General features: G+C 71.4%; 23 protein-coding genes. 10 read left to right on the forward strand and 13 right to left on the reverse strand.

All coding sequences use genetic code 11. The annotated features are described in order from the left end of the window. Nucleotides 1-99 precede the first annotated feature (99 nt). Nucleotides 100-1,308, forward strand: coding sequence for a phosphoserine phosphatase SerB (serB, locus tag ACWC5O_RS18255; protein WP_450588298.1), 1,209 nt, complete (start codon nucleotides 100-102; stop codon nucleotides 1,306-1,308). Nucleotides 1,309-1,389: 81 nt separating this feature from the next. Here the strand turns inward: serB and ACWC5O_RS18260 are convergent, their stop codons facing one another. From ACWC5O_RS18260 to ACWC5O_RS18275, 4 genes are all read right to left on the reverse strand, one after another. Further along, on the reverse strand, nucleotides 1,390-1,908 hold the full coding sequence (locus tag ACWC5O_RS18260) for a SixA phosphatase family protein (RefSeq protein WP_450588299.1): 519 nt from the start codon (nucleotides 1,906-1,908) through the stop codon (nucleotides 1,390-1,392). A gap of 78 nt (nucleotides 1,909-1,986) precedes the next feature. After that, a complete protein-coding gene (locus tag ACWC5O_RS18265; protein ID WP_450588300.1) occupies nucleotides 1,987-2,193 on the reverse strand; it encodes a hypothetical protein in 207 nt (68 codons plus the stop codon). A 183-nt stretch (nucleotides 2,194-2,376) separates the two neighbouring features. Next, nucleotides 2,377-2,493 carry an SGM_5486 family transporter-associated protein gene (locus ACWC5O_RS18270; protein WP_450588301.1) on the reverse strand — a complete coding sequence of 39 codons (117 nt, stop codon included), beginning with the start codon at nucleotides 2,491-2,493 and terminating at the stop codon, nucleotides 2,377-2,379. Between the two features lie 46 nt (nucleotides 2,494-2,539). After that, complete coding sequence (locus ACWC5O_RS18275) at nucleotides 2,540-3,868, reverse strand: CynX/NimT family MFS transporter (protein WP_450588303.1); 1,329 nt, start codon at nucleotides 3,866-3,868, stop codon at nucleotides 2,540-2,542. 82 nt (nucleotides 3,869-3,950) lie between these two features. On the opposite strand from ACWC5O_RS18275, the gene ACWC5O_RS18280 reads away from it, so the two are divergent. Beyond that, nucleotides 3,951-4,643 carry a FadR/GntR family transcriptional regulator gene (locus tag ACWC5O_RS18280; RefSeq protein WP_450588304.1) on the forward strand — a complete coding sequence of 231 codons (693 nt, stop codon included), beginning with the start codon at nucleotides 3,951-3,953 and terminating at the stop codon, nucleotides 4,641-4,643. On the opposite strand, the gene ACWC5O_RS18285 is transcribed toward ACWC5O_RS18280, so the two are convergent. The 3 genes from ACWC5O_RS18285 to fabG all read right to left on the reverse strand — a co-directional run bounded on the left by ACWC5O_RS18285 (nucleotide 4,621) and on the right by fabG (nucleotide 6,607). After that, nucleotides 4,621-4,971 (reverse strand): hypothetical protein, encoded by a 351-nt coding sequence (locus ACWC5O_RS18285; RefSeq protein ID WP_450588305.1) that lies wholly within the window; start codon nucleotides 4,969-4,971, stop codon nucleotides 4,621-4,623. The two genes, ACWC5O_RS18280 and ACWC5O_RS18285, sit on opposite strands and share 23 nt — an antisense overlap. 158 nt (nucleotides 4,972-5,129) lie before the next feature. Next, nucleotides 5,130-5,897, reverse strand: coding sequence for an enoyl-ACP reductase FabI (fabI, locus tag ACWC5O_RS18290; protein ID WP_450588306.1), 768 nt, complete (start codon nucleotides 5,895-5,897; stop codon nucleotides 5,130-5,132). Nucleotides 5,898-5,902: 5 nt separating this feature from the next. Next, entirely contained in the window at nucleotides 5,903-6,607 is a 705-nt protein-coding gene (fabG, locus tag ACWC5O_RS18295) for a 3-oxoacyl-[acyl-carrier-protein] reductase (RefSeq protein WP_450588308.1), read from the reverse strand. A 248-nt stretch (nucleotides 6,608-6,855) separates the two neighbouring features. Here fabG and ACWC5O_RS18300 point away from each other — a divergent pair, with 248 nt between their 5' ends. From ACWC5O_RS18300 to tyrS, 3 genes are read left to right on the forward strand one after another with little or no spacing between them, the layout of a single operon-like run. Next, nucleotides 6,856-8,379: a TldD/PmbA family protein gene (locus tag ACWC5O_RS18300; protein ID WP_450588310.1), complete on the forward strand. Its 1,524-nt coding sequence runs from the start codon at nucleotides 6,856-6,858 to the stop codon at nucleotides 8,377-8,379. Continuing rightward, nucleotides 8,376-9,770 carry a metallopeptidase TldD-related protein gene (locus ACWC5O_RS18305; protein ID WP_450588312.1) on the forward strand — a complete coding sequence of 465 codons (1,395 nt, stop codon included), beginning with the start codon at nucleotides 8,376-8,378 and terminating at the stop codon, nucleotides 9,768-9,770. Before ACWC5O_RS18300 ends, ACWC5O_RS18305 begins: the two co-directional genes overlap by 4 nt. 56 nt (nucleotides 9,771-9,826) lie before the next feature. Then, a complete protein-coding gene (gene tyrS / locus ACWC5O_RS18310) occupies nucleotides 9,827-11,095 on the forward strand; it encodes a tyrosine--tRNA ligase (RefSeq protein ID WP_450588314.1) in 1,269 nt (422 codons plus the stop codon). A gap of 52 nt (nucleotides 11,096-11,147) precedes the next feature. On the opposite strand, the gene ACWC5O_RS18315 is transcribed toward tyrS, so the two are convergent. Continuing rightward, the gene (locus ACWC5O_RS18315) at nucleotides 11,148-11,426 is read right to left on the reverse strand and encodes a GlsB/YeaQ/YmgE family stress response membrane protein (RefSeq protein WP_450588315.1); all 279 of its coding nucleotides are present in this window, start codon (nucleotides 11,424-11,426) and stop codon (nucleotides 11,148-11,150) included. A 242-nt stretch (nucleotides 11,427-11,668) separates the two neighbouring features. Here ACWC5O_RS18315 and ACWC5O_RS18320 point away from each other — a divergent pair, with 242 nt between their 5' ends. Both ACWC5O_RS18320 and ACWC5O_RS18325 read left to right on the forward strand, forming a co-directional pair. Beyond that, nucleotides 11,669-12,025 (forward strand): DUF3099 domain-containing protein, encoded by a 357-nt coding sequence (locus ACWC5O_RS18320; protein WP_450588317.1) that lies wholly within the window; start codon nucleotides 11,669-11,671, stop codon nucleotides 12,023-12,025. Between the two features lie 227 nt (nucleotides 12,026-12,252). Continuing rightward, nucleotides 12,253-12,471 carry a hypothetical protein gene (locus ACWC5O_RS18325; protein ID WP_386573910.1) on the forward strand — a complete coding sequence of 73 codons (219 nt, stop codon included), beginning with the start codon at nucleotides 12,253-12,255 and terminating at the stop codon, nucleotides 12,469-12,471. Here ACWC5O_RS18325 and moaA read toward each other — a convergent pair. From moaA to ACWC5O_RS18340, 3 genes are all read right to left on the reverse strand, one after another. Next, nucleotides 12,468-13,457: a GTP 3',8-cyclase MoaA gene (moaA, locus tag ACWC5O_RS18330; protein WP_450588318.1), complete on the reverse strand. Its 990-nt coding sequence runs from the start codon at nucleotides 13,455-13,457 to the stop codon at nucleotides 12,468-12,470. The two genes, ACWC5O_RS18325 and moaA, sit on opposite strands and share 4 nt — an antisense overlap. A gap of 155 nt (nucleotides 13,458-13,612) precedes the next feature. Further along, nucleotides 13,613-15,238: a solute symporter family protein gene (locus tag ACWC5O_RS18335; protein ID WP_450588320.1), complete on the reverse strand. Its 1,626-nt coding sequence runs from the start codon at nucleotides 15,236-15,238 to the stop codon at nucleotides 13,613-13,615. Beyond that, nucleotides 15,235-15,591, reverse strand: a complete 357-nt coding sequence (locus ACWC5O_RS18340) for a DUF485 domain-containing protein (protein WP_450588322.1) — start codon at nucleotides 15,589-15,591, stop codon at nucleotides 15,235-15,237. The genes ACWC5O_RS18335 and ACWC5O_RS18340 overlap by 4 nt, the downstream gene beginning before the upstream one ends. A 285-nt stretch (nucleotides 15,592-15,876) precedes the next feature. Here ACWC5O_RS18340 and ACWC5O_RS18345 point away from each other — a divergent pair, with 285 nt between their 5' ends. The 3 genes from ACWC5O_RS18345 (at nucleotide 15,877) to ACWC5O_RS18355 (ending at nucleotide 20,004) form a co-directional block, all read left to right on the forward strand. Continuing rightward, nucleotides 15,877-17,403, forward strand: a complete 1,527-nt coding sequence (locus ACWC5O_RS18345) for a S8 family peptidase (RefSeq protein ID WP_450588324.1) — start codon at nucleotides 15,877-15,879, stop codon at nucleotides 17,401-17,403. Nucleotides 17,404-17,513: 110 nt separating this feature from the next. After that, on the forward strand, nucleotides 17,514-18,893 hold the full coding sequence (locus ACWC5O_RS18350; RefSeq protein ID WP_450588326.1) for a CoA transferase: 1,380 nt from the start codon (nucleotides 17,514-17,516) through the stop codon (nucleotides 18,891-18,893). Between the two features lie 100 nt (nucleotides 18,894-18,993). Then, complete coding sequence (locus ACWC5O_RS18355; RefSeq protein ID WP_450588327.1) at nucleotides 18,994-20,004, forward strand: CopD family protein; 1,011 nt, start codon at nucleotides 18,994-18,996, stop codon at nucleotides 20,002-20,004. 4 nt (nucleotides 20,005-20,008) lie between these two features. Here ACWC5O_RS18355 and ACWC5O_RS18360 read toward each other — a convergent pair whose 3' ends face one another. Both ACWC5O_RS18360 and ACWC5O_RS18365 read right to left on the reverse strand, forming a co-directional pair. After that, on the reverse strand, nucleotides 20,009-21,058 hold the full coding sequence (locus tag ACWC5O_RS18360; RefSeq protein WP_450588329.1) for a zinc-dependent alcohol dehydrogenase family protein: 1,050 nt from the start codon (nucleotides 21,056-21,058) through the stop codon (nucleotides 20,009-20,011). 107 nt (nucleotides 21,059-21,165) lie between these two features. Further along, nucleotides 21,166-21,876 carry a VIT1/CCC1 transporter family protein gene (locus ACWC5O_RS18365; RefSeq protein ID WP_450588331.1) on the reverse strand — a complete coding sequence of 237 codons (711 nt, stop codon included), beginning with the start codon at nucleotides 21,874-21,876 and terminating at the stop codon, nucleotides 21,166-21,168. Between the last annotated feature and the right edge of the window lie 21 nt (nucleotides 21,877-21,897).

Raw genomic sequence — 21,897 nt, forward strand, 5'->3', positions numbered from 1 at the left:
GTCAAGATTCTCTACATCGGCCCGACACCCATTGTTCCGTGTCCGTCAGGCGGACCTCACAGGCGGAAGGCACTGGGTGCCGGATACGGTGGTGACACCATGAGCGCTTCGCAGACCTCCGAGGTCCCCACTCTCCTCGTCAAGATCTTCGGCAAGGACAGGCCGGGCATCACGGCCGGCCTCTTCGACACCCTTGCCGCCTACCTCGTCGACGTGGTCGACATCGAGCAGGTCGTCACCCGGGGTCGCCTGGTGCTGTGCGCGCTGGTCACCCAGCCGCCGGCGGGCCTGGAGGGCGACCTGAGGGCCACCGTGCACAGCTGGGCCGAGTCGATGAAGATGCAGGCGGAGATCATCTCGGGACACGGCGACAACCGTCCTCGTGGTCACGGGCGCTCCCTGGTGACCGTCCTCGGTCACCCCCTCACCGCCGAGTCGACAGCCGCCATCGCCGCCCGGATCGCCAAGGCCGGCGGCAACATCGACCGCATCTTCCGCCTCGCCAAGTACCCGGTGACCGCGGTGGAGTTCGCCGTCTCCGGTGTGGAGACCGAGCCGCTGCGCACGGCCCTGGCGTCCGACGCGGCGGCACTGGGTGTCGACATCGCCGTCGTCTCGGCGGGCCTGCACCGGCGCGCCCAGCGGCTGGTGGTCATGGACGTGGACTCCACCCTCATCCAGGACGAGGTCATCGAGCTGTTCGCCGCGCACGCCGGGTGCGAGGACCAGGTCGCCGAGGTGACGGCCGCCGCGATGCGCGGGGAGCTGGACTTCGAGCAGTCGCTGCACGCGCGGGTCGCGCTGCTGAAGGGGCTGGACGCCTCGGTGGTGGAGAAGGTGCGCAACGAGGTACGGCTGACACCGGGCGCGCGCACGCTCATCCGCACCCTGAAGCGCCTCGGCTACCAAGTCGGGGTCGTATCCGGTGGGTTCACCCAGGTCACGGACGACCTGAAGGAGCGGCTGGGGCTGGACTTCGCGCAGGCCAACACGCTGGAGATCGTCGACGGGAAGCTGACCGGGCGGGTCACCGGCGAGATCGTGGACCGCGCGGGCAAGGCGCGGCTGCTGCGCCGATTCGCCGCGGAGGCCGGGGTGCCGCTGTCGCAGACGGTGGCGATCGGTGACGGCGCCAACGACCTGGACATGCTGAACGCGGCCGGTCTCGGGGTCGCCTTCAACGCCAAGCCGGTGGTCCGCGAGGCCGCGCACACGGCGGTGAACTTCCCCTTCCTCGACACGGTCCTGTATCTGCTGGGTGTCACCCGCGAAGAGGTCGAGGCGGCCGACACCCACGACGAGGGCTGAACCGCCCCGGACGGATCGCGCACCGGATGCGAGGAGGGCCCGGCACCACCACGGTGCCGGGCCCTCCTGCCGTGGGCGCCGTCACTCGGACGGGGCCCAGTACTCCGTCAGCGTGGCCACGGCCGGCTCCAGGCTCTTCCACGCGCCGTCGTAGGACAGCAGCGCGAAGCCCGCGGCGGGGAAGCCGCGGCGGTTCATCCGCTCGCGGGCGTCACCCTCGGAGTCGCCCGCGAGGATGTCGGCCAGGCCGTGCACACCCGGGTTGTGGCCGATCAGGATCACGTTCTGCACGTCGTCCGGGATCTCGTTGAGCACGGCGATCAGCTCGCCGGGCGAGGCCTCGTAGAGACGCTCCTCATAGGTGGTTTTCGGCCGGTGCGCGAGTTCGTGGACGGCGAGCTTCCAGGTCTCGCGGGTCCGGACCGCGGTGGAGCACAGGGCCAGGTCGAAGGTGATGCCGGTGTCGGCCAGCCTGCGCCCGGCGACTGCGGCGTCCTTGCGGCCCCGCTCGGCGAGCGGGCGGTCGTGGTCGGACACCTGGGGCCAGTCGGCTTTCGCATGCCGGAAGAGGGCGATCCTGCGGGGTTCTGCGACGCTCATGTGACCCAGCTTCGCATGAAACAGGCCATGTGGCGCAGGGAGTTGACATGCGGATTCACCGCGTACGCAGGCTCCGCGTCAGCGCGCGAGGAGCTGCTGCACGCGCTCGAAGAGCTGCGTGATCGCCGGATCACCGGTTGCCGCGTGGGCGTCCGACGGGTTCAGTATCAGCGTCAGCAGCGCGACGAAGGCGAGCGTGGGCAGGGCGAGCGCCCACCAGGGCAGCCGGATGTCGACGCCGCCCGTGGTCGCCGGGTGGGGCCGGGTGCGCGTGCGGGCCGGCATGGTCGCCTCCGTGGGTCCTCGAGTGGTCCTGGCCGCCTGACGCGGTCACATCTCGAAGCTACGGAGTCCGGGGCCCTCAACCCATCCGGTGATCCACCCACTTGACCCTGACACTGGCCCCCTAGGGGATGGTGGGGCCAGCCCCACCATCGGGGCGCGTCGCGGGTCGGGCGGGGGGCCGGATCAGGGTGAGGCGATCGTCGCGATGACGGCGATGATCGCGAAGATGGCGAAGAACGCGCCGAAGACGATCAGCATCTTCTTCTGGCCGTTCTGCGGGTTCGGGTCGAGCACTGGCATGCCGCCAGTCTCGCACCCTTCGTGCGCGTCCCTCGCGTCGGGGTGGTCAGCGCGCCGCCGCCTCGTCCTCCACGATGCGGTCGCGGCCCGCCAGGAAGCCCACCGCCATCTGGGGCAGCATCAGTCCCGCCATGAGGGCGATCGGCACGCCCCAGCCGCCGCTGTGCTGGTAGAGCACGCCGACCAGCAGCGGGCCGGGGACGGAGATCAGGTATCCGGTGCTCTGGGCGAACGCGGACAGCTGGGCCACGCCCGGGCCTGTCCTGGCCCGCATGCCGACCATCGTCAGCGCCAGCGGGAACGCGCAGTTGGAGACGCCGAGCAGCACGGCCCAGGCCCAGGCGCCGGCGGCCGGCGCGAAGTACAGGCCGGCGTATCCGGCGAGGCCGCAGACGCCCAGGAGCAGCACGATCGGTCCCTGGTGGGGCAGCCGGGTGGCGACCCGCGGGATGACGAAGGCCAGGGGCACGCCCATCACCATGGTGACGGCGAGGAGCAGGCCCGCCGTGCCCGCGGGGACGCCGGAGTCGCGGAAGATCTGGGCCATCCAGCCCATCGTGATGTACGCGGCGGTGGCCTGGAGCCCGAAGAAGACGGCGAGCGCCCAGGCGGTAGGGCTGCGGGTGATGCGCAGCGGGGCCTGCTGGTCCCGCGCCGCGCGCACCGGTTCGTGGGCGCGGTCGGGTGCGGGCGCGGCGCCCCGCTCCCGCACCAGCGGCAGCCAGGGCAGTACGGCGGCTGCCGCGAGCGCCGCCCACACGGCGAGTCCGGACTGCCAGCTGCCGCCCATGGCGTCGGTCAGGGGCACGGTCACCGCGGCGGCGACGGAGGTGCCGAGGGCGAGGGCCATGGAGTACAGGCCGGTCATGGAGCCGACCCGGTCGGGGAACCAGCGCTTGACGATGACCGGCATCAGCACGTTGCTGACGGCGATGCCCATGAGGGTGAGTGCGCTGGCGGCCAGGAAGCCGGCCGTGCCGCCGGCGTAGGGCCGTATCAGCAGGCCCGCGGTGATGGCGGCCATGCCCGCGCACACCACCGCGGCCGGTCCGAAGCGGCGGGCCAGCCGGGGTGCGGTGACGCCGAAGGCGGCGAAGCAGAGCGGAGGCACGGAGGTGAGCAGCCCGGCCACGCCGCCGCTCATGCCGAGGCCGTCGCGGACCTCCTCCAGGAGGGCGCCGAGGCTCGTGATGGCCGGCCGGAGGTTCAGCGCGGACAGCACGATGCCGACGACGACCAGCCGTGTCGCCCACGCGCGCGTGGGGGGTGTGCGACGGGTGGCCGCCGCGGCCGTCGTACCGCGTTCGGCCGACGACCGCTGCGTACGGGTTGCCGCGGTCGGGTCTTCCGCGGTCCGGGTTTCCTCACCAGCCATGCCGTCCATCATAGAATCATGGGATGATTGGTTGTCCATCCCCGGGACGCAGCCGCCCGGGCCTCGCGTGCGAAGGTGTGCCATGCCCCTGAGCCACCCGCGTCGTTCGGCGCTGTCCGAGCAGGTCATCGCCGAGCTGCGCAATCAGATCGCCTCCGGCGAGTGGCCGGTCGGCTCGCGCATCCCGACCGAGCCGGAGCTGGTCGAGCAGCTCGGCGTCGCCCGCAACACGGTCCGCGAGGCCGTCCGCGCGCTCGCGCACAACGGCCTGCTGGACATCCGCCAGGGCTCGGGCACGTACGTCGCGGCGACGAGCGAGCTGGCCGGCGTGATGCACCGCCGGTTCGCGGACGCCGACCCCCGGCACATCGCCGAGCTGCGCTCCACGCTGGAGTCGGCGGCGGCCAAGCTGGCCGCCGAGCGGCGCACCGAGAAGGACCTCAAGCAGCTGGACGCGCTCCTGGCCCGGCGGGAGGAGGCCTGGGAGACCGGCGAGGCCGAGGCGTTCGTGAGCGCCGACGCCACCTTCCACCTGGCCGTGGTGGCCGCCTCCCACAACGACGTCATGACGGCGATGTACGCCGACCTGGGAGAGGTGCTGCGGGACTGGCTGCGCGCGGACGTCGGCGCCGAGCTGACGCCCGAGACGTACATGGATCACACCCGGCTGGTGGACGCGATCCGGACCGGCGACGCCGAGACCGCCGCCGAGGAGGCGGCGAGCTATCCGTTCCTGTGCCGTCCGGGCCGGTTCAGCGCGCCTTCTGGTGGCTGATCCACACCGAGCGGACTTCCTTCCAGCACCGGCCGGTCAGCCGTACGGTCATGGCGGCCGCGGTGTCCACCGGGGCGCTGTCGGTGTCGATGTCCCACCAGCGGGCGCATTCGATGTGCAGCCGCACCCGGTCGGTGTCGACGTAGGGGTTGTGGCAGTACGCCACCACGTGCGAGCCGGTGACGGTCGTACGGCACGCGGCGCCGAACAGGCTCGGCGCGGACGGCTTGCCGTGGCCCGCGCGCGCGTGGGGCAGCGCGTCGTACGGCAGGGAGAGTACGAGAGCTACGGCCACGGTCAGCGGGGCCAGGCTGCGGGACAGGCGCACAAGGGGACCTCCTCGGCCGGGCTGCGGAGGATGCGCGGGGTGAACCCGTAATCCAGAGTGCGCCGTTGACCCCGGTCCCCGCCCGGCCGGGTACGCCGAACGAGTGACGCCCCGCCCCCGCGGAGCGCGGGGAACGGGGCGTCGACGTCAGACGAGGGTCACGCGCCGATGGCGTGCAGACCGCCGTCCACGTGGATGATCTCGCCGGTGGTCTTCGGGAACCAGTCGCTCAGCAGCGCGACGACACCCTTGCCGGCCGGCTCCGGGTCCTTGAGGTCCCACTCCAGCGGGGAGCGGGTGTCCCACACGGAGGCCAGCTCGCCGAAGCCCGGGATGGACTTGGCGGCCATCGAGCCGAGCGGGCCGGCGGAGATGAGGTTGCAGCGGATGTTCTGCTTGCCCAGGTCGCGGGCGAGGTAGCGGCTGGTGGCCTCCAGGGCGGCCTTGGCCGGGCCCATCCAGTCGTACTGCGGCCAGGCGAAGGACGCGTCGAAGGTGAGGCCGACGACCGAGCCGCCGTTCTGCATCAGCGGCAGGCAGGCCATCGTCAGCGACTTCAGGGAGAACGCCGAGACGTGCATGGCGGTGGAGACCGACTCGAACGGCGTGTTGAGGAAGTTGCCGCCGAGCGCGTCCTGCGGGGCGAAGCCGATGGAGTGGACGACGCCGTCGAGGCCGCCCAGCTCCTCGCCGACCACGTCGGCCAGGCGGGCGAGGTGCTCGTCGTTGGTGACGTCCAGCTCGATGACCTTGGTCGGCTTCGGCAGCTTCTTGGCGATGCGCTCGGTCAGCGTGGGCCGCGGGAAGGCGGTCAGGATGATCTCGGCGCCCTGCTCCTGGGCGAGCTTGGCGACGTGGAAGGCGATGGAGGACTCCATCAGCACACCCGTGATCAGGATGCGCTTGCCCTCGAGGATTCCGCTCATGGTGATCAGTGACCCATTCCCAGTCCGCCGTCAACGGGGATGACGGCTCCAGTGATGTACGAAGCGTCGTCCGAGGCGAGGAACCGCACCGTCGCGGCGATCTCCTGCGGCTGCGCGTAACGGCCGAGCGGCACCTGCGACAGGACGCTCTCGCGCTGCTGCTCGGTGAGCGCCTTGGTCATGTCGGTGTCGACGAAGCCGGGCGCGACGACGTTGAAGGTGATGTTGCGCGAGCCCAGCTCACGGGCGAGGGAACGCGCGAAGCCGACCATGGCGGCCTTGGAGGCGGCGTAGTTCGCCTGACCCGCCTGGCCGAGCAGGCCGACCACGGAGGAGATCAGTATGACGCGGCCCTTCTTGGCGCGCAGCATGCCGCGGTTGGCGCGCTTGACGACGCGGAAGGTGCCCGTGAGGTTGGTGTCGATGACCGAGGTGAAGTCCTCCTCGGTCATGCGCATCAGGAGCTGGTCCTTGGTGACGCCGGCGTTGGCGACGAGGACCTCGACCGGACCGTGCTGTTCCTCGATCTCCTTGTAGGCCTGCTCCACCTGCTCGGCGTCGGTGATGTCGCACCTGACGGCGAGGAAGCCGGCCGGCGGCTCACCCGAGCGGTACGTGATCGCGACCTTGTCGCCGGCGTCGGCGAAAGCGCGGGCGATGGCGAGGCCGATGCCCCGGTTGCCTCCGGTGACGAGAACCGAGCGGCTCAACGGATCACCCTTTCGTTTGCGGTCTGATGCGGTCGGACAGCCCGCCCGAACAGCTGGATGGCAGGCGGCTTCATCGAAAACCTATCGGTAGCGCCGCTTCCGTGGGCAAGCGGGCACCGACAGTGGCGCGAGTGCGACGCTGTCGGGTCCCTACAGAATGGCCCCGCCTTGGACCGAAACATGTGGTCCGCCGGGCCGCTCCCGCGACATGATCGGAGCCGACAGGCCACGACAGCAGGGAGACCTCCGTGCCTCATTCCATCGACGAAGCCTTCACGGCGCTTCCGCTAAGGGCCCTGGCCGACGCCGCGCTCGCACGCGCGCGTGCGCTGGGGGCCGAGCATGCGGACTTCCGGTTCGAGCGGGTGCGCAGCGCGTCCTGGCGGCTCAGGGACGCCAAGCCCGCGGGATCGTCGGACACCACCGACCTCGGGTACGCGGTCCGGGTCGTGCACGGCGGTACGTGGGGCTTCGCGTCCGGGGTGGACCTGACCCTGGACGCGGCCGCCAAGGTCGCCTCGCAGGCGGTGGCGATGGCGAAGCTCTCCGCGCAGGTGATCAGGGCCGCGGGGTCGGACGAGCGGGTGGAGCTGGCGGACGAGCCGGTGCACGCCGAGAAGACGTGGGTCTCCTCGTACGAGATCGATCCCTTCTCGGTGCCCGACGAGGAGAAGGCCGCGCTGCTGGCGGAGTGGAGCCGCCGGCTGCTGGCGGCCAGGGGCGTGAACCACGTGGACGCCTCGCTGCTCACCGTGCACGAGAACAAGTTCTATGCCGACACCGCGGGCACCGTGACCACCCAGCAGCGGGTGCGGCTGCATCCGCAGCTGACGGCCGTGTCGGTCGACGAGTCGAGCGGCGAGTTCGACTCGATGCGGACGATCGCGCCGCCCGTCGGGCGCGGCTGGGAGTACCTGACCGGGACCGGCTGGGACTGGGACGCCGAGCTGGAGCAGATCCCCGAGCTGCTCGCCGAGAAGATGCGCGCGCCGAGCGTGGAGTCGGGCGTGTACGACCTCGTGGTCGACCCGTCCAACTTGTGGCTGACCATCCACGAGTCCATCGGGCACGCCACCGAGCTGGACCGCGCGCTCGGCTACGAGGCCGCCTACGCCGGCACCTCCTTCGCCACCTTCGACCAGCTCGGCAAGCTGAGGTACGGCTCCGAGCTGATGAACGTCACCGGTGACCGCACCGCCGAGCACGGCCTCGCGACCGTCGGCTACGACGACGAGGGCGTCGAAGGGCAGTCCTGGGACCTGGTGAAGGACGGCACGCTCGTCGGCTACCAGCTGGACCGCAGGATCGCGAAGCTGACCGGTTTCGAGCGGTCCAACGGCTGTGCGTTCGCCGACTCCCCCGGGCATGTGCCGGTGCAGCGCATGGCCAACGTGTCCCTGCAGCCGGATCCCGCCGGGCTGTCCACCGAGGACCTGATCGGGGGCGTCGACCGGGGCATCTACGTCGTCGGCGACCGGTCCTGGTCGATCGACATGCAGCGGTACAACTTCCAGTTCACCGGGCAGCGCTTCTTCCGGATCGAGAACGGGCGGATCACCGGACAGCTGAAGGACGTCGCCTACCAGGCCACGACCACCGACTTCTGGGGGTCCATGGCGGCCGTGGGCGGCCCGCAGACCTACGTCCTGGGCGGCGCCTTCAACTGCGGCAAGGCCCAGCCGGGCCAGGTCGCCGCCGTGTCCCACGGGTGCCCCTCCGCCCTCTTCAAGGGCGTCAACATTCTGAACACCACGCAGGAGGCCGGTCGATGAGCGCCCGTACCAACAAGCCGCACGAGGTCGTCGAGCAGGCCCTCGCGCTGTCCCGGGCCGACGGCTGTGTCGTCATCGCCGACGAGGAGTCGACCGCCAACCTGCGCTGGGCCGGCAACGCACTCACCACCAACGGTGTGACCCGCGGCCGTACCCTCACGGTGATCGCGACCGTGGACGGCAAGGAGGGCACGGCCTCCGGTGTCGTGTCGCGGTCGGCGGTGACCGCCGAGGAGCTGGAGCCGCTGGTGCGGGCCGCCGAGGCGGCGGCGCGCGGGGCCGGGCCCGCCGAGGACGCCCAGCCGCTGATCACCGGAGTCCAGGAGTCCCCGGACTTCACGGACGCACCCGCCGAGACCTCCTCGGCCGTCTTCGCGGAGTTCGCCCCCGCGCTCGGCGAGGCCTTCGCGCGGGCGCGGGCCGGCGGCCGCGAGCTGTACGGCTTCGCCAACCACGAGATGGTGTCGACGTACGTGGGCACGTCCACGGGGCTGCGGCTGCGGCACGACCAGCCGAACGGCACGCTGGAGCTGAACGCCAAGTCCCCGGACCGGACCCGCTCGGCGTGGGCGGGCCGCTCCACGCGGGACTTCAAGGACGTGGACCCGGGCGCCCTGGACGCCGAGCTGGCCGTACGCCTCGGCTGGGCCGAGCGGCGGGTGGAGCTGCCCGCGGGCCGGTACGAGACGCTGCTGCCGCCGACCGCGGTCGCGGACCTGCTGATCTACCAGCTGTGGTCGGCCTCGGGCCGGGACGCGGCCGAGGGCCGGACGGTGTTCTCCAAGCCGGGCGGCGGCACCCGTGTCGACGAGAAGCTGAGCGAACTGCCGCTGACCCTGCGCAGCGACCCGAACGAGCCGGGCCTGGAGTGCGCGCCCTTCGTGGTCGCCCACTCCTCCGGCGGCGACCAGTCCGTGTTCGACAACGGGCTGCCGGTGCACCCCACCGAGTGGATCGGCGAGGGCGTGCTCAAGCACCTGATCACCACCCGGCACAGCGCGGGCCTGACCGGGCTGCCGGTCGCCCCGGCGATCGGGAACCTGATCCTGGACGGCGGACAGGACCGCTCCCTGGAGGAGATGGTCGCGGCCACCGAGCGCGGGTTGCTGCTGACCTGCCTGTGGTACATCCGCGAGGTCGACCCGGCGACGCTGCTGCTCACGGGTCTGACCCGGGACGGCGTCTACCTCGTGGAGAACGGCGAGGTGACCGGGCAGGTGAACAACTTCCGGTTCAACGAGTCGCCGGTGGGCCTGCTCGGCCGGGCCGCGGAGGCGGGGCGCACGGAGAAGACGCTGCCGCGGGAGTGGGGCGACTACTTCACCCGGGCCGCGATGCCCGCCCTGCGGATCCCCGATTTCAATATGAGCTCTGTCAGTCAGGGCGTATAACCTCGTAGTCGGCTGTCACCCGACTGCCCCTGGATCATCGAGGAGACACGAGAACCGTGACGGACATCGTCGACGAGCTGAAGTGGCGTGGGCTGTTCGCCCTGTCCACCGACGAGGACGCTTTGCGCAAGGCGCTCGCGGACGGTCCCGTCACGTTCTATTGCGGTTTCGACCCGACAGCGCCGTCACTGCACGTGGGGCATCTGGTGCAGGTGCTCACCGTGCGCCGGCTCCAGCAGGCCGGGCACCGGCCGCTCGCTCTGGTCGGCGGCGCGACGGGCCTGATCGGTGACCCGCGCCCCACCGCGGAGCGCACGCTGAACGACCCGGAGACGGTGGCGAGCTGGGTAGGCAGGCTGCGCGCCCAGATCGAGCCTTTCCTGTCCTTCGAGGGCGAGAACGCGGCGGTCATGGTGAACAACCTCGACTGGACCGCGAACCTCTCCGCGATCGAGTTCCTGCGGGACATCGGCAAGCACTTCCGCGTCAACAAGATGCTGACGAAGGACTCCGTGGCCCGCCGCCTGGAGTCCGACCAGGGCATCAGCTACACCGAGTTCAGCTACCAGATCCTGCAGGGCATGGACTTCCTGCAGCTGTACCGGCGGTACGGCTGCACGCTCCAGCAGGGCGGCAGCGACCAGTGGGGCAACCTCACGGCCGGTCTCGACCTGATCCACCGGCTGGAGCCGGACGCCGAGGCGCACGCACTGGCCACCCCGCTGATGACCAAGGCGGACGGCACCAAGTTCGGCAAGACCGAGGGCGGCGCCGTCTGGCTCGACCCGGAGATGACGACGCCGTACGCGTTCTACCAGTTCTGGCTGAACGTGGACGACCGTGACATCTCGAAGTACATGCGGATCCTGTCCTTCAAGTCCCGCGAGGAGCTGGAGGAGCTGGAGCAGCAGACCGAGGAGCGTCCGCAGGCCCGTGCCGCGCAGCGCGCGCTGGCCGAGGAGCTGACGACGCTGGTGCACGGCGCCGACCAGACGGCCGCCGTGATCGCCGCGTCCAAGGCCCTGTTCGGCCAGGGCGAGCTGACGGAGCTGGACGAGCGGACGCTGGCGGCGGCGCTGTCCGAGGTGCCGCACGTCCAGGTCGCCGAGCTGGGCCAGGTGGTCGACCTGTTCGCGGGGGTCGGCCTGGTGGCCAGCAAGTCCGCCGCGCGGCGGACCGTCAAGGAGGGCGGGGCCTACGTGAACAACGTGAAGGTCACCGCGGAGGACGCCGTGGCCGCCAAGGAGGACCTGCTGCACGGGCGGTGGCTGGTGCTGCGGCGAGGCAAGAGGAATCTTGCCGCTGTGGAGGTCACCGGCGCCTAGGACAGACCGAAGGGCGGCCCCGAAGCGGGGCCGCCCTTCGCTGTGTCCGCCGTCAGGCCTGCTGCTTCCTCTTGCCCAGCGTCGCCATGTAGAGCCTGTCCACGGCGAAGACGATGATGATCGCGGCGATGAGCTGGAAGGCGTGCCGGCTCCAGTCGATGCCGCGGGTCTCCGCGACGCCCAGCGCGGCGGCGAGCGCGTTGCCGGCGATGGCGCCGAGGATGCCGCAGATGGTGGTCAGCCAGAGGGGGCTGTGCTGCTTGCCCGGGATGATCGCCTTCGCGATGAGGCCCAGCACGAATCCCACGATGATCGCCCACAACCAGCCCATGGCTGCCTCCTCGTACGGCTCGACGTGAGCACTACGGTCAGTCTGGGTCCGTGGGCCGTACGGCGCATGTCGGGTACACCCGTAGGCGGCACTGCCGAGGACGTTCACGCAGGCAGGGAAGCGACCCGGTCTCGTCGGCCGTGCGGCCGCGGCGTAACGTGGAGGTGTCCTGGTCCGGTTCCCCGCCGGTCGTGGACGCAGGTGCGGGCCGGGAAGAGTCTGCGGGCGGATGGTGGAGTGTGATGCGCAAGCAGCACGGTGGCAGCGTCCAGGTGTTCCGGATCACCGGCGCCCGGACCGGGCTGGCCGAGGATGTGCGGGGCCGGCAGCGGCGGTACGTCATCTCGATGACGATCCGCACCGCCTCCGTGATCCTCGCGGCCACGCTGTGGAACGTCGAGCGGTACGTCGCCGTCGTGGCGCTGGTGCTCGGTGCGCTCCTCCCCTATGTCGCCGTGGTGATCGCGAACGCGGGCCGGGAGCGGCCGCCCAATCTTCCGTCGACCTTCATCACCGCACCGACGCGGCCGATGATCACGCCGCCGCGCGCGGAGGAGGAGACGGCACGGGCGGATTCCGAACGGCCCGAAAGCGCGTGAGCACGCCGGACGTGGCGGACGCGGCCGGCAACTCTGTGCCAAGCTCAAGAAAAGCTCAGATCAATCGTGCAGTTCCAGTGCCGTGCGCCGGGTGACCCATGACATACTGCGTACGCGCTCCGCATCCCCCGTCGGAGCGACGGACCGACGCCGGGCAGCTCCCCCCGTGGCTGCTCGGCGTCGCCTTGTTTGCGGGGGCTCTGTGAGACGGAACCAGTGACGAACCTGTGAGTGACGAGACCCCCATCTGCTCCGCCAAGGGCTGCCGTGCCGATGCCGTGTGGGTGCTGGCGTGGAACAACCCGAAGATTCACACACCGGAGCGGCGCAAGACGTGGCTCGCCTGCGAGGAGCACCGCGAGCATCTTTCGCAGTTCCTCGGGGTTCGGGGGTTCCTCAAGGACGTGGTGAAGTTCGAGGACTGGGAAGCGCCCGAAGAGTCCTAGCCGCCGATCGCGGACATCGGTCGGTCCGGCTGCACGAACGTCGGGTCGTCCAGGCCCGCTCCCGCCTTCTTTCCCCACATCGCCAGGCGCCAGATGCGGGCGATCTCCTCGTCCGGGGCGTCGGAGCGCAGGGCCGCTCGGAGGTCGGTCTCCTCCGTGGCGAACAGGCAGGTGCGTATCTGGCCGTCGGCGGTGAGGCGGGTCCGGTCGCAGGCCGCGCAGAACGGACGGGTGACCGAGGCGATCACGCCGACCCGCTGCGGGCCGCCGCTCACCAGCCAGCGCTCCGCCGGTGCCGCGCCACGCTCGTCCGCGCCCTCGGGGGTGAGGTCGAAGCGGGTGCGCAGGGAGGCCAGGATGTCCCCGGCGGTGACCATGCTCTCGCGCTTCCAGCCGTGCTGGGCGTCGAGCGGCATCTGCTCGATGAAGCGCAGCTCGTACTCGTGCTCCAGCGCCCAGGCCAGCAGGTCCGGGGCCTCGTCCTCGTTCAGGCCCGGCATCAGGACCGTGTTGACCTTGACCGGGGTGAGGCCGGCCTCGCGGGCGGCTTCGAGGCCCTCTATGACGTCCTTGTGGCGGTCGCGGCGGGTGAGGATCTTGAAGATCTCGGGGCGCAGGGTGTCCAGGGAGACGTTGACCCGGTCCAGGCCCGCCGCCTTCAGGGCGACAGCGGTGCGCTTGAGGCCGATGCCGTTCGTCGTGAGGGACATCTGGGGGCGGGGTGCGAGGGCCGCGACGCGCTCGACGATGCCGACCAGCCCGGGGCGCAGCAGGGGCTCGCCGCCGGTGAAGCGGACCTCCTCGATGCCGAGCAGGCGGACCGCGATGTCGATGAGGCGGACGATCTCGTCGTCCGTGAGCAGGTCGGGCTTGGCGAGCCACTGCAGGCCTTCCTCGGGCATGCAGTAGGTACAGCGCAGATTGCACCGGTCGGTCAGCGAGACCCTCAGGTCGGTGGCCACTCGGCCGTAGGTGTCGATGAGCACGTGGGCCCCCTCCCTCGATCCGGAGCACTTATTTTCCGTCACCTGCGAGCCTACGTGACACGACTGACATCGACAGCAGCCTGATCTTACGAGGTACGACGCGGCCGCGTCGTAGGACCGTACAGTCCCGGACGACGCGGCCGTCCGTACGAAGTTCAGTGCGCTCCGGTCCCGGTCAGGGACCGCACCTCCAGCTCCGCGTACTTGCCGGCGTCCGGGACCTCCTTCGACAGCAGGGTGCCCACGGCGCCCAGCAGGAAGCCGACGGGGATCGAGATGATGCCGGGGTTCTCCAGCGGGAACCAGTGGAAGTCCACGTCGGGGAACATCGAGGTCGGCTTGCCGGACACCACCGGCGAGAACAGCACCAGGCCGACCGCGGTGACCAGGCCGCCGTAGATCGACCACAGGGCGCCCGCGGTGGTGAACCGCTTCCAGAACAGGCTGTAGAGGATGGTCGGCAGGTTGGCGGAGGCGGCGACCGCGAAGGCGAGGGCCACCAGGCCGGCGACGTTGAGGTCGCGGGAGAGGGCGCCCAGGACGATCGAGACGGCGCCGATGCCGACGGTCGCGTAGCGGGCCGCGTTGATCTCCTGCTTCTCGGTGGCCTGCCCCTTCTTGATGACGTTGGCGTAGATGTCGTGGGCGAAGGAGGAGGACGAGGCCAGGGTCAGGCCGGCGACGACCGCGAGGATCGTCGCGAAGGCGACCGCGGAGATGGTGGCCAGCAGGATCGCGCCCCAGCTGGAGTCCACTCCGCCGAGGTGGAGGGCGAGCAGGGGTGCCGCGGTGTTGCCCGCCTTGTTGGAGGCGATGATCTCGTCCGGTTTGATCAGCGCGGCCGCGCCGAAGCCGAGGGCGAGGGTCATCAGGTAGAAGGCGCCGATCAGGCCGATCGCCCAGATCACGGACTTGCGGGCGGCCTTGGCCGTCGGGACCGTGTAGAAACGGATCAGGATGTGCGGCAGGCCCGCGGTGCCGAGGACCAGGGCGATGCCGAGGGAGATGAAGTCCAGCTTGGTGGTGCCGGTGGCGCCGTACTTCAGGCCGGGCTCCAGGAACGCGGAGCCCTTGCCGCTGTTGTCGGCGGCCTTGCCGAGCAGGTCCGAGATGTTGAAGTGGAACTTCAGCAGGACCAGGAAGGTCAGCAGCAGGGCGCCCGCGATCAGCAGCACCGCCTTGACCATCTGGACCCAGGTGGTCCCCTTCATGCCGCCGATGGTGACGTACACGATCATCAGGACGCCGACCAGGGCGACGATGCCGATCTTGCCGCCGTCGCTGGTGATGCCCAGGAGCAGCGAGACCAGGACGCCGGCGCCGGCCATCTGGGCGAGCAGGTAGAAGATCGAGACGACGATCGTGGAGGTGCCGGCGGCGGTCCGGACGGGCCGCTGGCGCATCCGGTAGGCCAGTACGTCGCCCATCGTGTAGCGGCCTGAGTTGCGCAGCGGTTCGGCGACCAGGAGCAGGGCGACGAGCCAGGCGACGAGGAAGCCGATGGAGTAGAGGAAGCCGTCGTAGCCGAAGAGGGCGATGGCGCCGGCGATGCCGAGGAAGGACGCGGCGGACATGTAGTCGCCGGAGACGGCGAGGCCGTTCTGGAAGCCGGTGAACTGGCGGCCGCCGGCGTAGAAGTCGGCGGCGTCCTTGGTCTGCCGGCCGGCCCAGACGGTGATGACGAGGGTCGCGGCGACGAACACCGCGAACAGGGTGATGATCAGCGGACGGTGCTCGCTCGCCTCGCCGGCGGCCAGCAGGGTGTGCTGTGCGGGGCTCATGCGCCGCCCTCCATCCGGGACTTCATGGCCTCGGCCTTGGGGTCGAGCCTGGCCGCGGCGTGCCGCGCGTACCACCAGGCGATGAGGAACGTGGTGAGGAACTGGGCGAGGCCCAGGACGAGGGCCACGTTGACGTTGCCGGCCACCTTGGTGCCCATGAAGTCGCCCGCGTAGTTGGAGAGCAGGACGTACAGCAGGTACCAGGCGATGAAGGCGATGGTCAGGGGGAAGGCGAAGGAGCGGTGGGAGCGGCGCAGTTCACCGAACTCCGCGCTCTGCTGCACCTCGGCGAACTCCTCGGTGGAGGGAAGGTGGGCTTGGGGTTTCGCAGGGGGCGGTGTCTCGGTAGCCACGGAGTCTCCTCGCGTCACGGACATGCGCTTTCTGACCTCACAGGGACGTGGATCACGTTACAGGGAGTCACTAGCTGACTCCCCTGAGTGATACCGGCGGGGGGCACGATCCTGCTGGGCCCTCCGTCCACGGTCACGGCGCCACGCGCGGAGCGGTTCAAGTCCGCCTGACCCTTTCGGAGATCAGTCTCGGGAGATAGCTTCGCCCTGCACCACCCGTCATGTACCTGCCCGAGCACCACCTGTGTCTCGGGCGGTTTTGTATCCGGATGATGTGGAGATCCCATGGCTCATCTGCGCTCCAGACGCCGGCTCGCGCTCGCCGTGCCGGTCGTTCTGTCGCTGACCGCCTCGCTCGGTTTCCTGCCGACGGCGGCCTCGGCGGCGACCCCCGCGGCCCCGGCGGCGCGGGCGGCGGACGGACCCAACCTCGCCTACGTGGTCAACACCGGCACGGACCGCCACACGATCGAGTCGGTGCGGCAGGCCATCACCCGCAACGGTGGCACCATCGTGGAGAGTTACGACCGGATCGGCGTGATCGTCGCCCACTCCGCGAACCCCGACTTCGGCCCGCAGATGCGCGCCGTGCGCGGAGTGCAGTCGGCGGGTGCCACGCGGACCGCTCCGCTGACCGCGGCGGGCACGACGGACGAGGGCGCGGTGCAGGTCCTGTCGAAGGCGGAGGCCGCGAAGCTCACCGAGGGCGCGGCGGCCGGCCAGGAGCCCCTCGAGGCCGATCAGTGGGATCTGCGGGCGATCGGCGCCGACAAGGCCGCGACGATCAACCCGGGCAGCAGGAACGTGACCGTCGGTGTGATCGACACCGGCGTCGACGACACCCACCCGGACATCGCCCCGAACTTCTCCGCGTCCCAGTCGGCGAACTGCGTGAGCGGCAAGGCGGACACGACGTACGGCTCCTGGCGGCCGGTGGACGCCGACCACTACCACGGCACGCATGTGGCGGGCGAGATAGCCGCGGCCCGCAACGGCATAGGCGTGGCGGGTGTGGCGCCCGGGGTGAAGGTCGCGAGCATCACCGTGGCCCAGCCGGACGCGACCTCGCTGTTCTATCCCGAAAGCGTGGTCTGCGCCTTCGTGTTCGCCGCGGACCACGGCATCGAGATCACCAACAACAGCTACTACGTTGACCCGTGGCTGTACAACTGCATGGACGACCCCGATCAACGTGCCATCGTTGACGCGGTCAACAGGGCCCAGCTGTACGCGCAGCACAAGGGCACGCTCAACGTGGCGTCGGCCGGCAACTCCAACCACGACCTCGACGCGGACTCGATCGTGGACACCTCCAGCCCCGACGACTCCACCGCCACGTCCCGGACGATCGACCCGCACGAGTGCTTCGACGTGCCGACCCAGCTGCCAGGTGTCGTCACCGTGAGCGCGGTGGGCGTCAAGGGCACCAAGTCGTACTACTCCAGCTACGGCCAGGGCGTCGTCGACGTGGCGGGGCCGGGCGGCGACAAGTACCAGATCCCGGACACGCCGTCGAAGAACGGCCGCATCCTGTCCACGCTGCCGAACGACCAGTACGGCTTCCTCCAGGGCACGTCGATGGCCTCTCCGCACGTGGCCGCCGTGGCCGCGCTGCTGAAGTCGGCCCACCCGTACGCCACCCCCGCCCAGCTGCAGGCCCTCCTGAAGGCCCAGGCGGACAACCCCGGCTGCCCGGCCGACCCGTACGACGGGAACGGCGACGGCGTCGTGGACGCGACCTGCGTCGGCGGCAAGCGCGTCAACGGCTTCTACGGCTTCGGGGTCGTCAACGCGCTGCGCGCGGTCGACTGACGCGCCGTCTGCCACCACTGACGGACGGGTCCCGCTGGAGTCTCTCCAGCGGGACCTGTTGGCGTGAGGCCAGGCAATCATTGATTGAATCAATGATGCATAGTGCAGTCATGACTGAAATCAAGGATGCCTGGGACGCGGTGGGCGGCGATCCCGCTCTCGGGTCGCGCGTGACAGGTGTCGTGCGTCAGGGAGTGCTCGAAGCGAAACTGCCCGTGCGGGAGTTGGCGCGTGCCTGTGTGGGGGCGTCTGCGCTGGCCGCCGCCGAGCTTGGGGCGCGGCGGGCGGGGCTCGCCGAGGTGCCGGAGGTCCGGGTGGACGACGGTGCGGTCGCCGCCGCGTTCCACAGTGAGCGGCTGCTGCAGGTCGACGGGCGGGCTCCGGTCGCCTTCGCGCCGCTGTCACGGTTCTGGCGGACGGCCGACGGCTGGGTGCGCACCCACGCCAACTACCCGCACCACCGGGCTCGGTTGCTCCGCGCGCTGGGCCTGCCGACGGACGCCTCGGTGGAGAACGTGGCCGGCCGGCTCGCCGGACTTCCCGTCCTGGAGGCGGAGGAGACGGTGTACGACGCCGGCGGTCTCGCCGTGGCGCTGCGCACCCCGAAGGAGTGGGCGGCGCACGAGCAGGCCGCCGAGGTGGCCGCACGACCCCTGGTCGAGCGGGAGCGGCTGGACTCGGCGCACGCGCGCGTGCTCCCCGCACTCGATGCGGCCACCGCTCCCCTGCTGCCCGCCGCCGGGCTCCGCGTTCTCGACCTGACCCGGGTGCTGGCCGGGCCGGTCGCCACACGCACCCTGGCCCTGCTCGGCGCGGACGTGCTGCGCGTGGACGCCCCGCGGCTGCCCGAACTCGCCGACCAGCACGCCGACACGGGCTTCGGGAAGCGGTCGGCGACGCTCGACCTCGCCGCCGACCGGGACACCTTCGAGGAGCTGCTGGCCTCGGCGGACGTCGTGGTCACCGGCTACCGGCCGGGCGCCCTGGACCGGTTCGGGCTCTCCCCGCGGGCGCTGGCCGAGCGGCGCCCCGGGCTGGTCGTGGCGCAGGTGTCGGCATGGGGCGCGTACGGGCCCTGGGGCGGGCGGCGCGGCTTCGACAGCCTGGTGCAGGTCGCGACCGGCATCGCGGTGACCGAGGGCTCGGCAGAGCGGCCCGGTGCGCTGCCCGCGCAGGCCCTGGACCACGGCACCGGCCATCTGCTGGCGGCGGCCGTGCTGCGCGCGGTGACCGAGCAGTCGTACGACGGAGGCAGCCGGCTCGTCCGGCTGGCGCTCGCCCGGACCGCGCGCTGGCTGACGGACGGAATCCGGCCCGACCCGGCCACGGACGGCCCCGTGTACGAGGGCCCGGACGCCTGGCTGGCCGAGACGGACAGCCCGCTCGGCCGACTGCGGCACGCCCTGCCGCCGGTGTCCTTCGCGGGCGGCCCCGCCGACTGGGCGCGGCCTCCGGTGCCGTGGGGTTCGGACCCGGCCGCCTGGAGATGAGTACGCGGGCGGCCGGAAACGTACGTATGGGTGGAATGCCGTAGCCCCAGTTGTTTTCCGGGACTTGCCCGGTTCTGTGACGGCTGGCGAAGATCACGGGGTGACCTTGATACGACCGGGTGCCGAAGCGGCCGACGCGAACGAACCGGCGCGACGCTCCGGCACCGGCCGGGCCGTCGCCGCCCTGGTCCTGGTGGCCCTGGCCGCCCTGGTCCCGCTGTTGGGCCCGTCCGCCGCGCTGCACGGCACCGGGGAGGCCGCCGCTCCCGGCGTGGGCGGCATCGCGCTGCTGCGCGGGGTGCTGTTCGCCGCCCTGAGCGTCCCGCCGGGCGAGCTGCTCGTGCTCCGCCTCGCCCGGCGCCTGCCCGATGCCCCGGCCGAACGCCCGTGCAGCTGGGCCCCGTTGGCGACCGGCGCCGGGTTCCTGGCCGCGCTGGCCCTCGCCTCGGTCGTCTCCACCGGCAATCTGGTCCCGCACAGTCTCGGCCAGATCGACGTCGGCGGGCTGTACGACTCCCGCGACGGCAGGCTGGCGCTGCTGGAGGTCAACGCCTTCCTGCTGGCGGCGCTGTGCGCGCGCTCGCGACGCCCGGCGGCCCAGGTGTGGCCGCTGGCCGCGGTGGTGGTCGCGGAGGCGCTGCGCGCCCACCCCACGACCGAGCACGGCCCGCTGGTCGGCTCGGGTCTGACGCTGGCGCATCTGACCTGCGCGGCGCTGTGGGCGGGCGGCCTGGCGCACGCGCTGCGGACGCTCAGGCTCTGGCGCGGCGACGCGGCCGGGGCCGCGCTGCTGGGGCGCTACGCGCGCGTGGCCGCCCTTCTGCTCGCGGCCCTCACGGCGACGGGCGTGTGGAGTTCGCTGCGGCGCATGCCGGCGGCCACGATCCTGGACCAGCTGACGACGACGGCGTACGGACGCACCCTGCTGGCCAAGGTGATCCTGGTCGCCGTCGTCGCCGTGCTCGCCGTGTGGGCGCGGATCCGGCTGAGCCGGGCGGCCGACCCGCTGACCGCCTACGTGCCCGCGCGGGCCGAGGTGGTCGCCCTGGGCGCGGTGGTCGTGGTCTCGGGCCTGCTCACGGCGCTGCCGCTGCCGATCCGCTGGTCCTAGCCGGTCACAGGTCGTTGATGACGAGCACCTTGAGGGCGGTGCGCTCGTCCATCGCCTTGTAGCCGTCCGGCACGCCCTCGATGCCGACGGTCATGTCGAAGACCGGCGAGGGGTCGATCGTGCCGTCGAGGACGTCGGGCAGCAGGTCGGGGATGTAGGCGCGGACCGGCGCGACACCGCCGCGCAGGGCGATGTTGCGGTCGAACATGACGCCGAGGTCCAGGCCGGTGCCGCTGCCGTGGGGGACGCCCACGAAGCCGATCGCACCGCCGTCGCGGGTGATGTTCACGGCAGTCCGCATGGACTGCTCGGTGCCGACGGCCTCGACGACGGCGTGCGCGCCCTGGCCGCGGGTGAGTTCCCGGACGGCCTCGACGGCCGCGTCCCCGCGCTCGGCGACGACGTCGGTGGCGCCGAAGCGGCGCGCGATGTCGGTACGGACCTCGTGCCGGCCCAGCGCGATGATCCGCTCGGCGCCCAGCCGCTTGGCGGCCAGCACCGCGCACAGACCCACCGCCCCGTCGCCGACCACGGCGACCGTGGCGCCCGGGCGGGCGCCCGCGCCGAGGGCGGCGTGGTGACCGGTGCCGAGGACGTCGGAGAGGGTCAGCAGCGCGGACAGCAGATGGTCGTCGGAGGCCGCCTCCTTGGGCAGCTGGACGAGGGTGCCGTCGGCGAACGGCACGCGGACCGCCTCGCCCTGGCCGCCGTCGTAGCCGACGGAGCCCCAGAACCCGCCGTGCTCGCAGGAGGTCGTCAGACCCTCACGGCAGTAGTCGCAGACGCCGTCGGACCACATGAAGGGCGCGACCACCAGGTCACCGCGCCGGACGGTGCTCACCTCGGAGCCGGCCTCCTCGACGACGCCGAGGAACTCGTGCCCGATGCGCTGTCCCGGCTGCCGGGCCGCCTCGCCCCGGTACGCCCACAGGTCGCTGCCGCAGATGCAGGCGCGCAGCACCCGCACCACGGCGTCGGTGGGCAGCTGCACCACGGGCTCGGGGACGTTCTCCACGCGCATGTCGTACGGGGCGTGGATGGTGGTGGCGCGCATGGCGAGGGTCCTTCTCGTGCGGGTTTCGTGCAGGGCGCCCAGGGGGTGGTCGAGCGCACTTCACCGTACGCCGTGGCCTCGGGCGGCCGCGCGGCCAGGGTGCGGGACTACACCCCCGCCGCGCCCAGCAGCGTCCCCGCCGCGTACGTCACCCCCATGGCGAGCGCCCCGCCCGCCATGTTCCGCAGCACCGCGCGCTTCGGGTCGGCCGCTCCAAGCCGGGCGCTGCTCCACCCGGTGAGGACGAGCGCGGCCAGCACGCAGACCACGGTGACCGGGAGCCGCCAGCCGGCCGGGGGGAGGACGATCGCCAGGAGCGGCAGCAGCGCGCCCACGGTGAAGGCCAGGAAGCTCGCCCAGGCCGCGTGCCAGGGGTTGGTCAGCTGGTCCGGGTCGATGCCCAGCTCCACGCGCGCGTGTGCTCTCAACGCGTCCCGCGCGGTGAGCTGCTCGGCGGCTTCGCGGGCGACCTCCTGGGACAGCCCGCGCTGCCGGAGGAGACCGGTCAGCTCCTCCAGTTCGGCCTCGGGCTGCTCCTTCAGCTCCTGTTTCTCCACGGTCAGCGCGGCCACCTCGGAGTCGCGCTGGGTGGAGACGGAGACGTACTCCCCCGCCGCCATGGACATAGATCCGGCGAGCAGCCCGGCCAGGCCGGCTGTGAGCAGGGCCGCCCGGTCCTGGGTCGCGCCGGCCACGCCCACGACGAGTCCCGCGGTGGAGACGATGCCGTCGTTCGCGCCCAGCACAGCCGCGCGCAGCCAGTTCAGCCGAGAGCCGAGGGCGTCGCCATGGGGCTCGTCGTGGGTCGGTTCCATCACATGACGGAGGATCGCACCCCA

This window comes from Streptomyces sp. NPDC001450 (assembly GCF_053597295.1).

Excerpts from the sequence above, each read along its gene's own strand:
- ACWC5O_RS18275 (WP_450588303.1), bottom strand. The coding sequence starts at position 3,868 with ATGGCTGGTGAGGAAACCCGGACCGCGGAAGACCCGACCGCGGCAACC.
- ACWC5O_RS18335 (WP_450588320.1), bottom strand. The coding sequence starts at position 15,238 with ATGAGCCCCGCACAGCACACCCTGCTGGCCGCCGGCGAGGCGAGCGAG.
- ACWC5O_RS18265 (WP_450588300.1), bottom strand. The coding sequence starts at position 2,193 with ATGCCGGCCCGCACGCGCACCCGGCCCCACCCGGCGACCACGGGCGGC.
- ACWC5O_RS18350 (WP_450588326.1), top strand. The coding sequence starts at position 17,514 with ATGACTGAAATCAAGGATGCCTGGGACGCGGTGGGCGGCGATCCCGCT.
- ACWC5O_RS18260 (WP_450588299.1), bottom strand. The coding sequence starts at position 1,908 with ATGAGCGTCGCAGAACCCCGCAGGATCGCCCTCTTCCGGCATGCGAAA.
- ACWC5O_RS18345 (WP_450588324.1), top strand. The coding sequence starts at position 15,877 with ATGGCTCATCTGCGCTCCAGACGCCGGCTCGCGCTCGCCGTGCCGGTC.
- ACWC5O_RS18315 (WP_450588315.1), bottom strand. The coding sequence starts at position 11,426 with ATGGGCTGGTTGTGGGCGATCATCGTGGGATTCGTGCTGGGCCTCATC.
- fabI (WP_450588306.1), bottom strand. The coding sequence starts at position 5,897 with ATGAGCGGAATCCTCGAGGGCAAGCGCATCCTGATCACGGGTGTGCTG.
- ACWC5O_RS18280 (WP_450588304.1), top strand. The coding sequence starts at position 3,951 with ATGCCCCTGAGCCACCCGCGTCGTTCGGCGCTGTCCGAGCAGGTCATC.
- ACWC5O_RS18320 (WP_450588317.1), top strand. The coding sequence starts at position 11,669 with ATGCGCAAGCAGCACGGTGGCAGCGTCCAGGTGTTCCGGATCACCGGC.
- serB (WP_450588298.1), top strand. The coding sequence starts at position 100 with ATGAGCGCTTCGCAGACCTCCGAGGTCCCCACTCTCCTCGTCAAGATC.
- ACWC5O_RS18305 (WP_450588312.1), top strand. The coding sequence starts at position 8,376 with ATGAGCGCCCGTACCAACAAGCCGCACGAGGTCGTCGAGCAGGCCCTC.
- ACWC5O_RS18360 (WP_450588329.1), bottom strand. The coding sequence starts at position 21,058 with ATGCGCGCCACCACCATCCACGCCCCGTACGACATGCGCGTGGAGAAC.
- ACWC5O_RS18270 (WP_450588301.1), bottom strand. The coding sequence starts at position 2,493 with ATGCCAGTGCTCGACCCGAACCCGCAGAACGGCCAGAAGAAGATGCTG.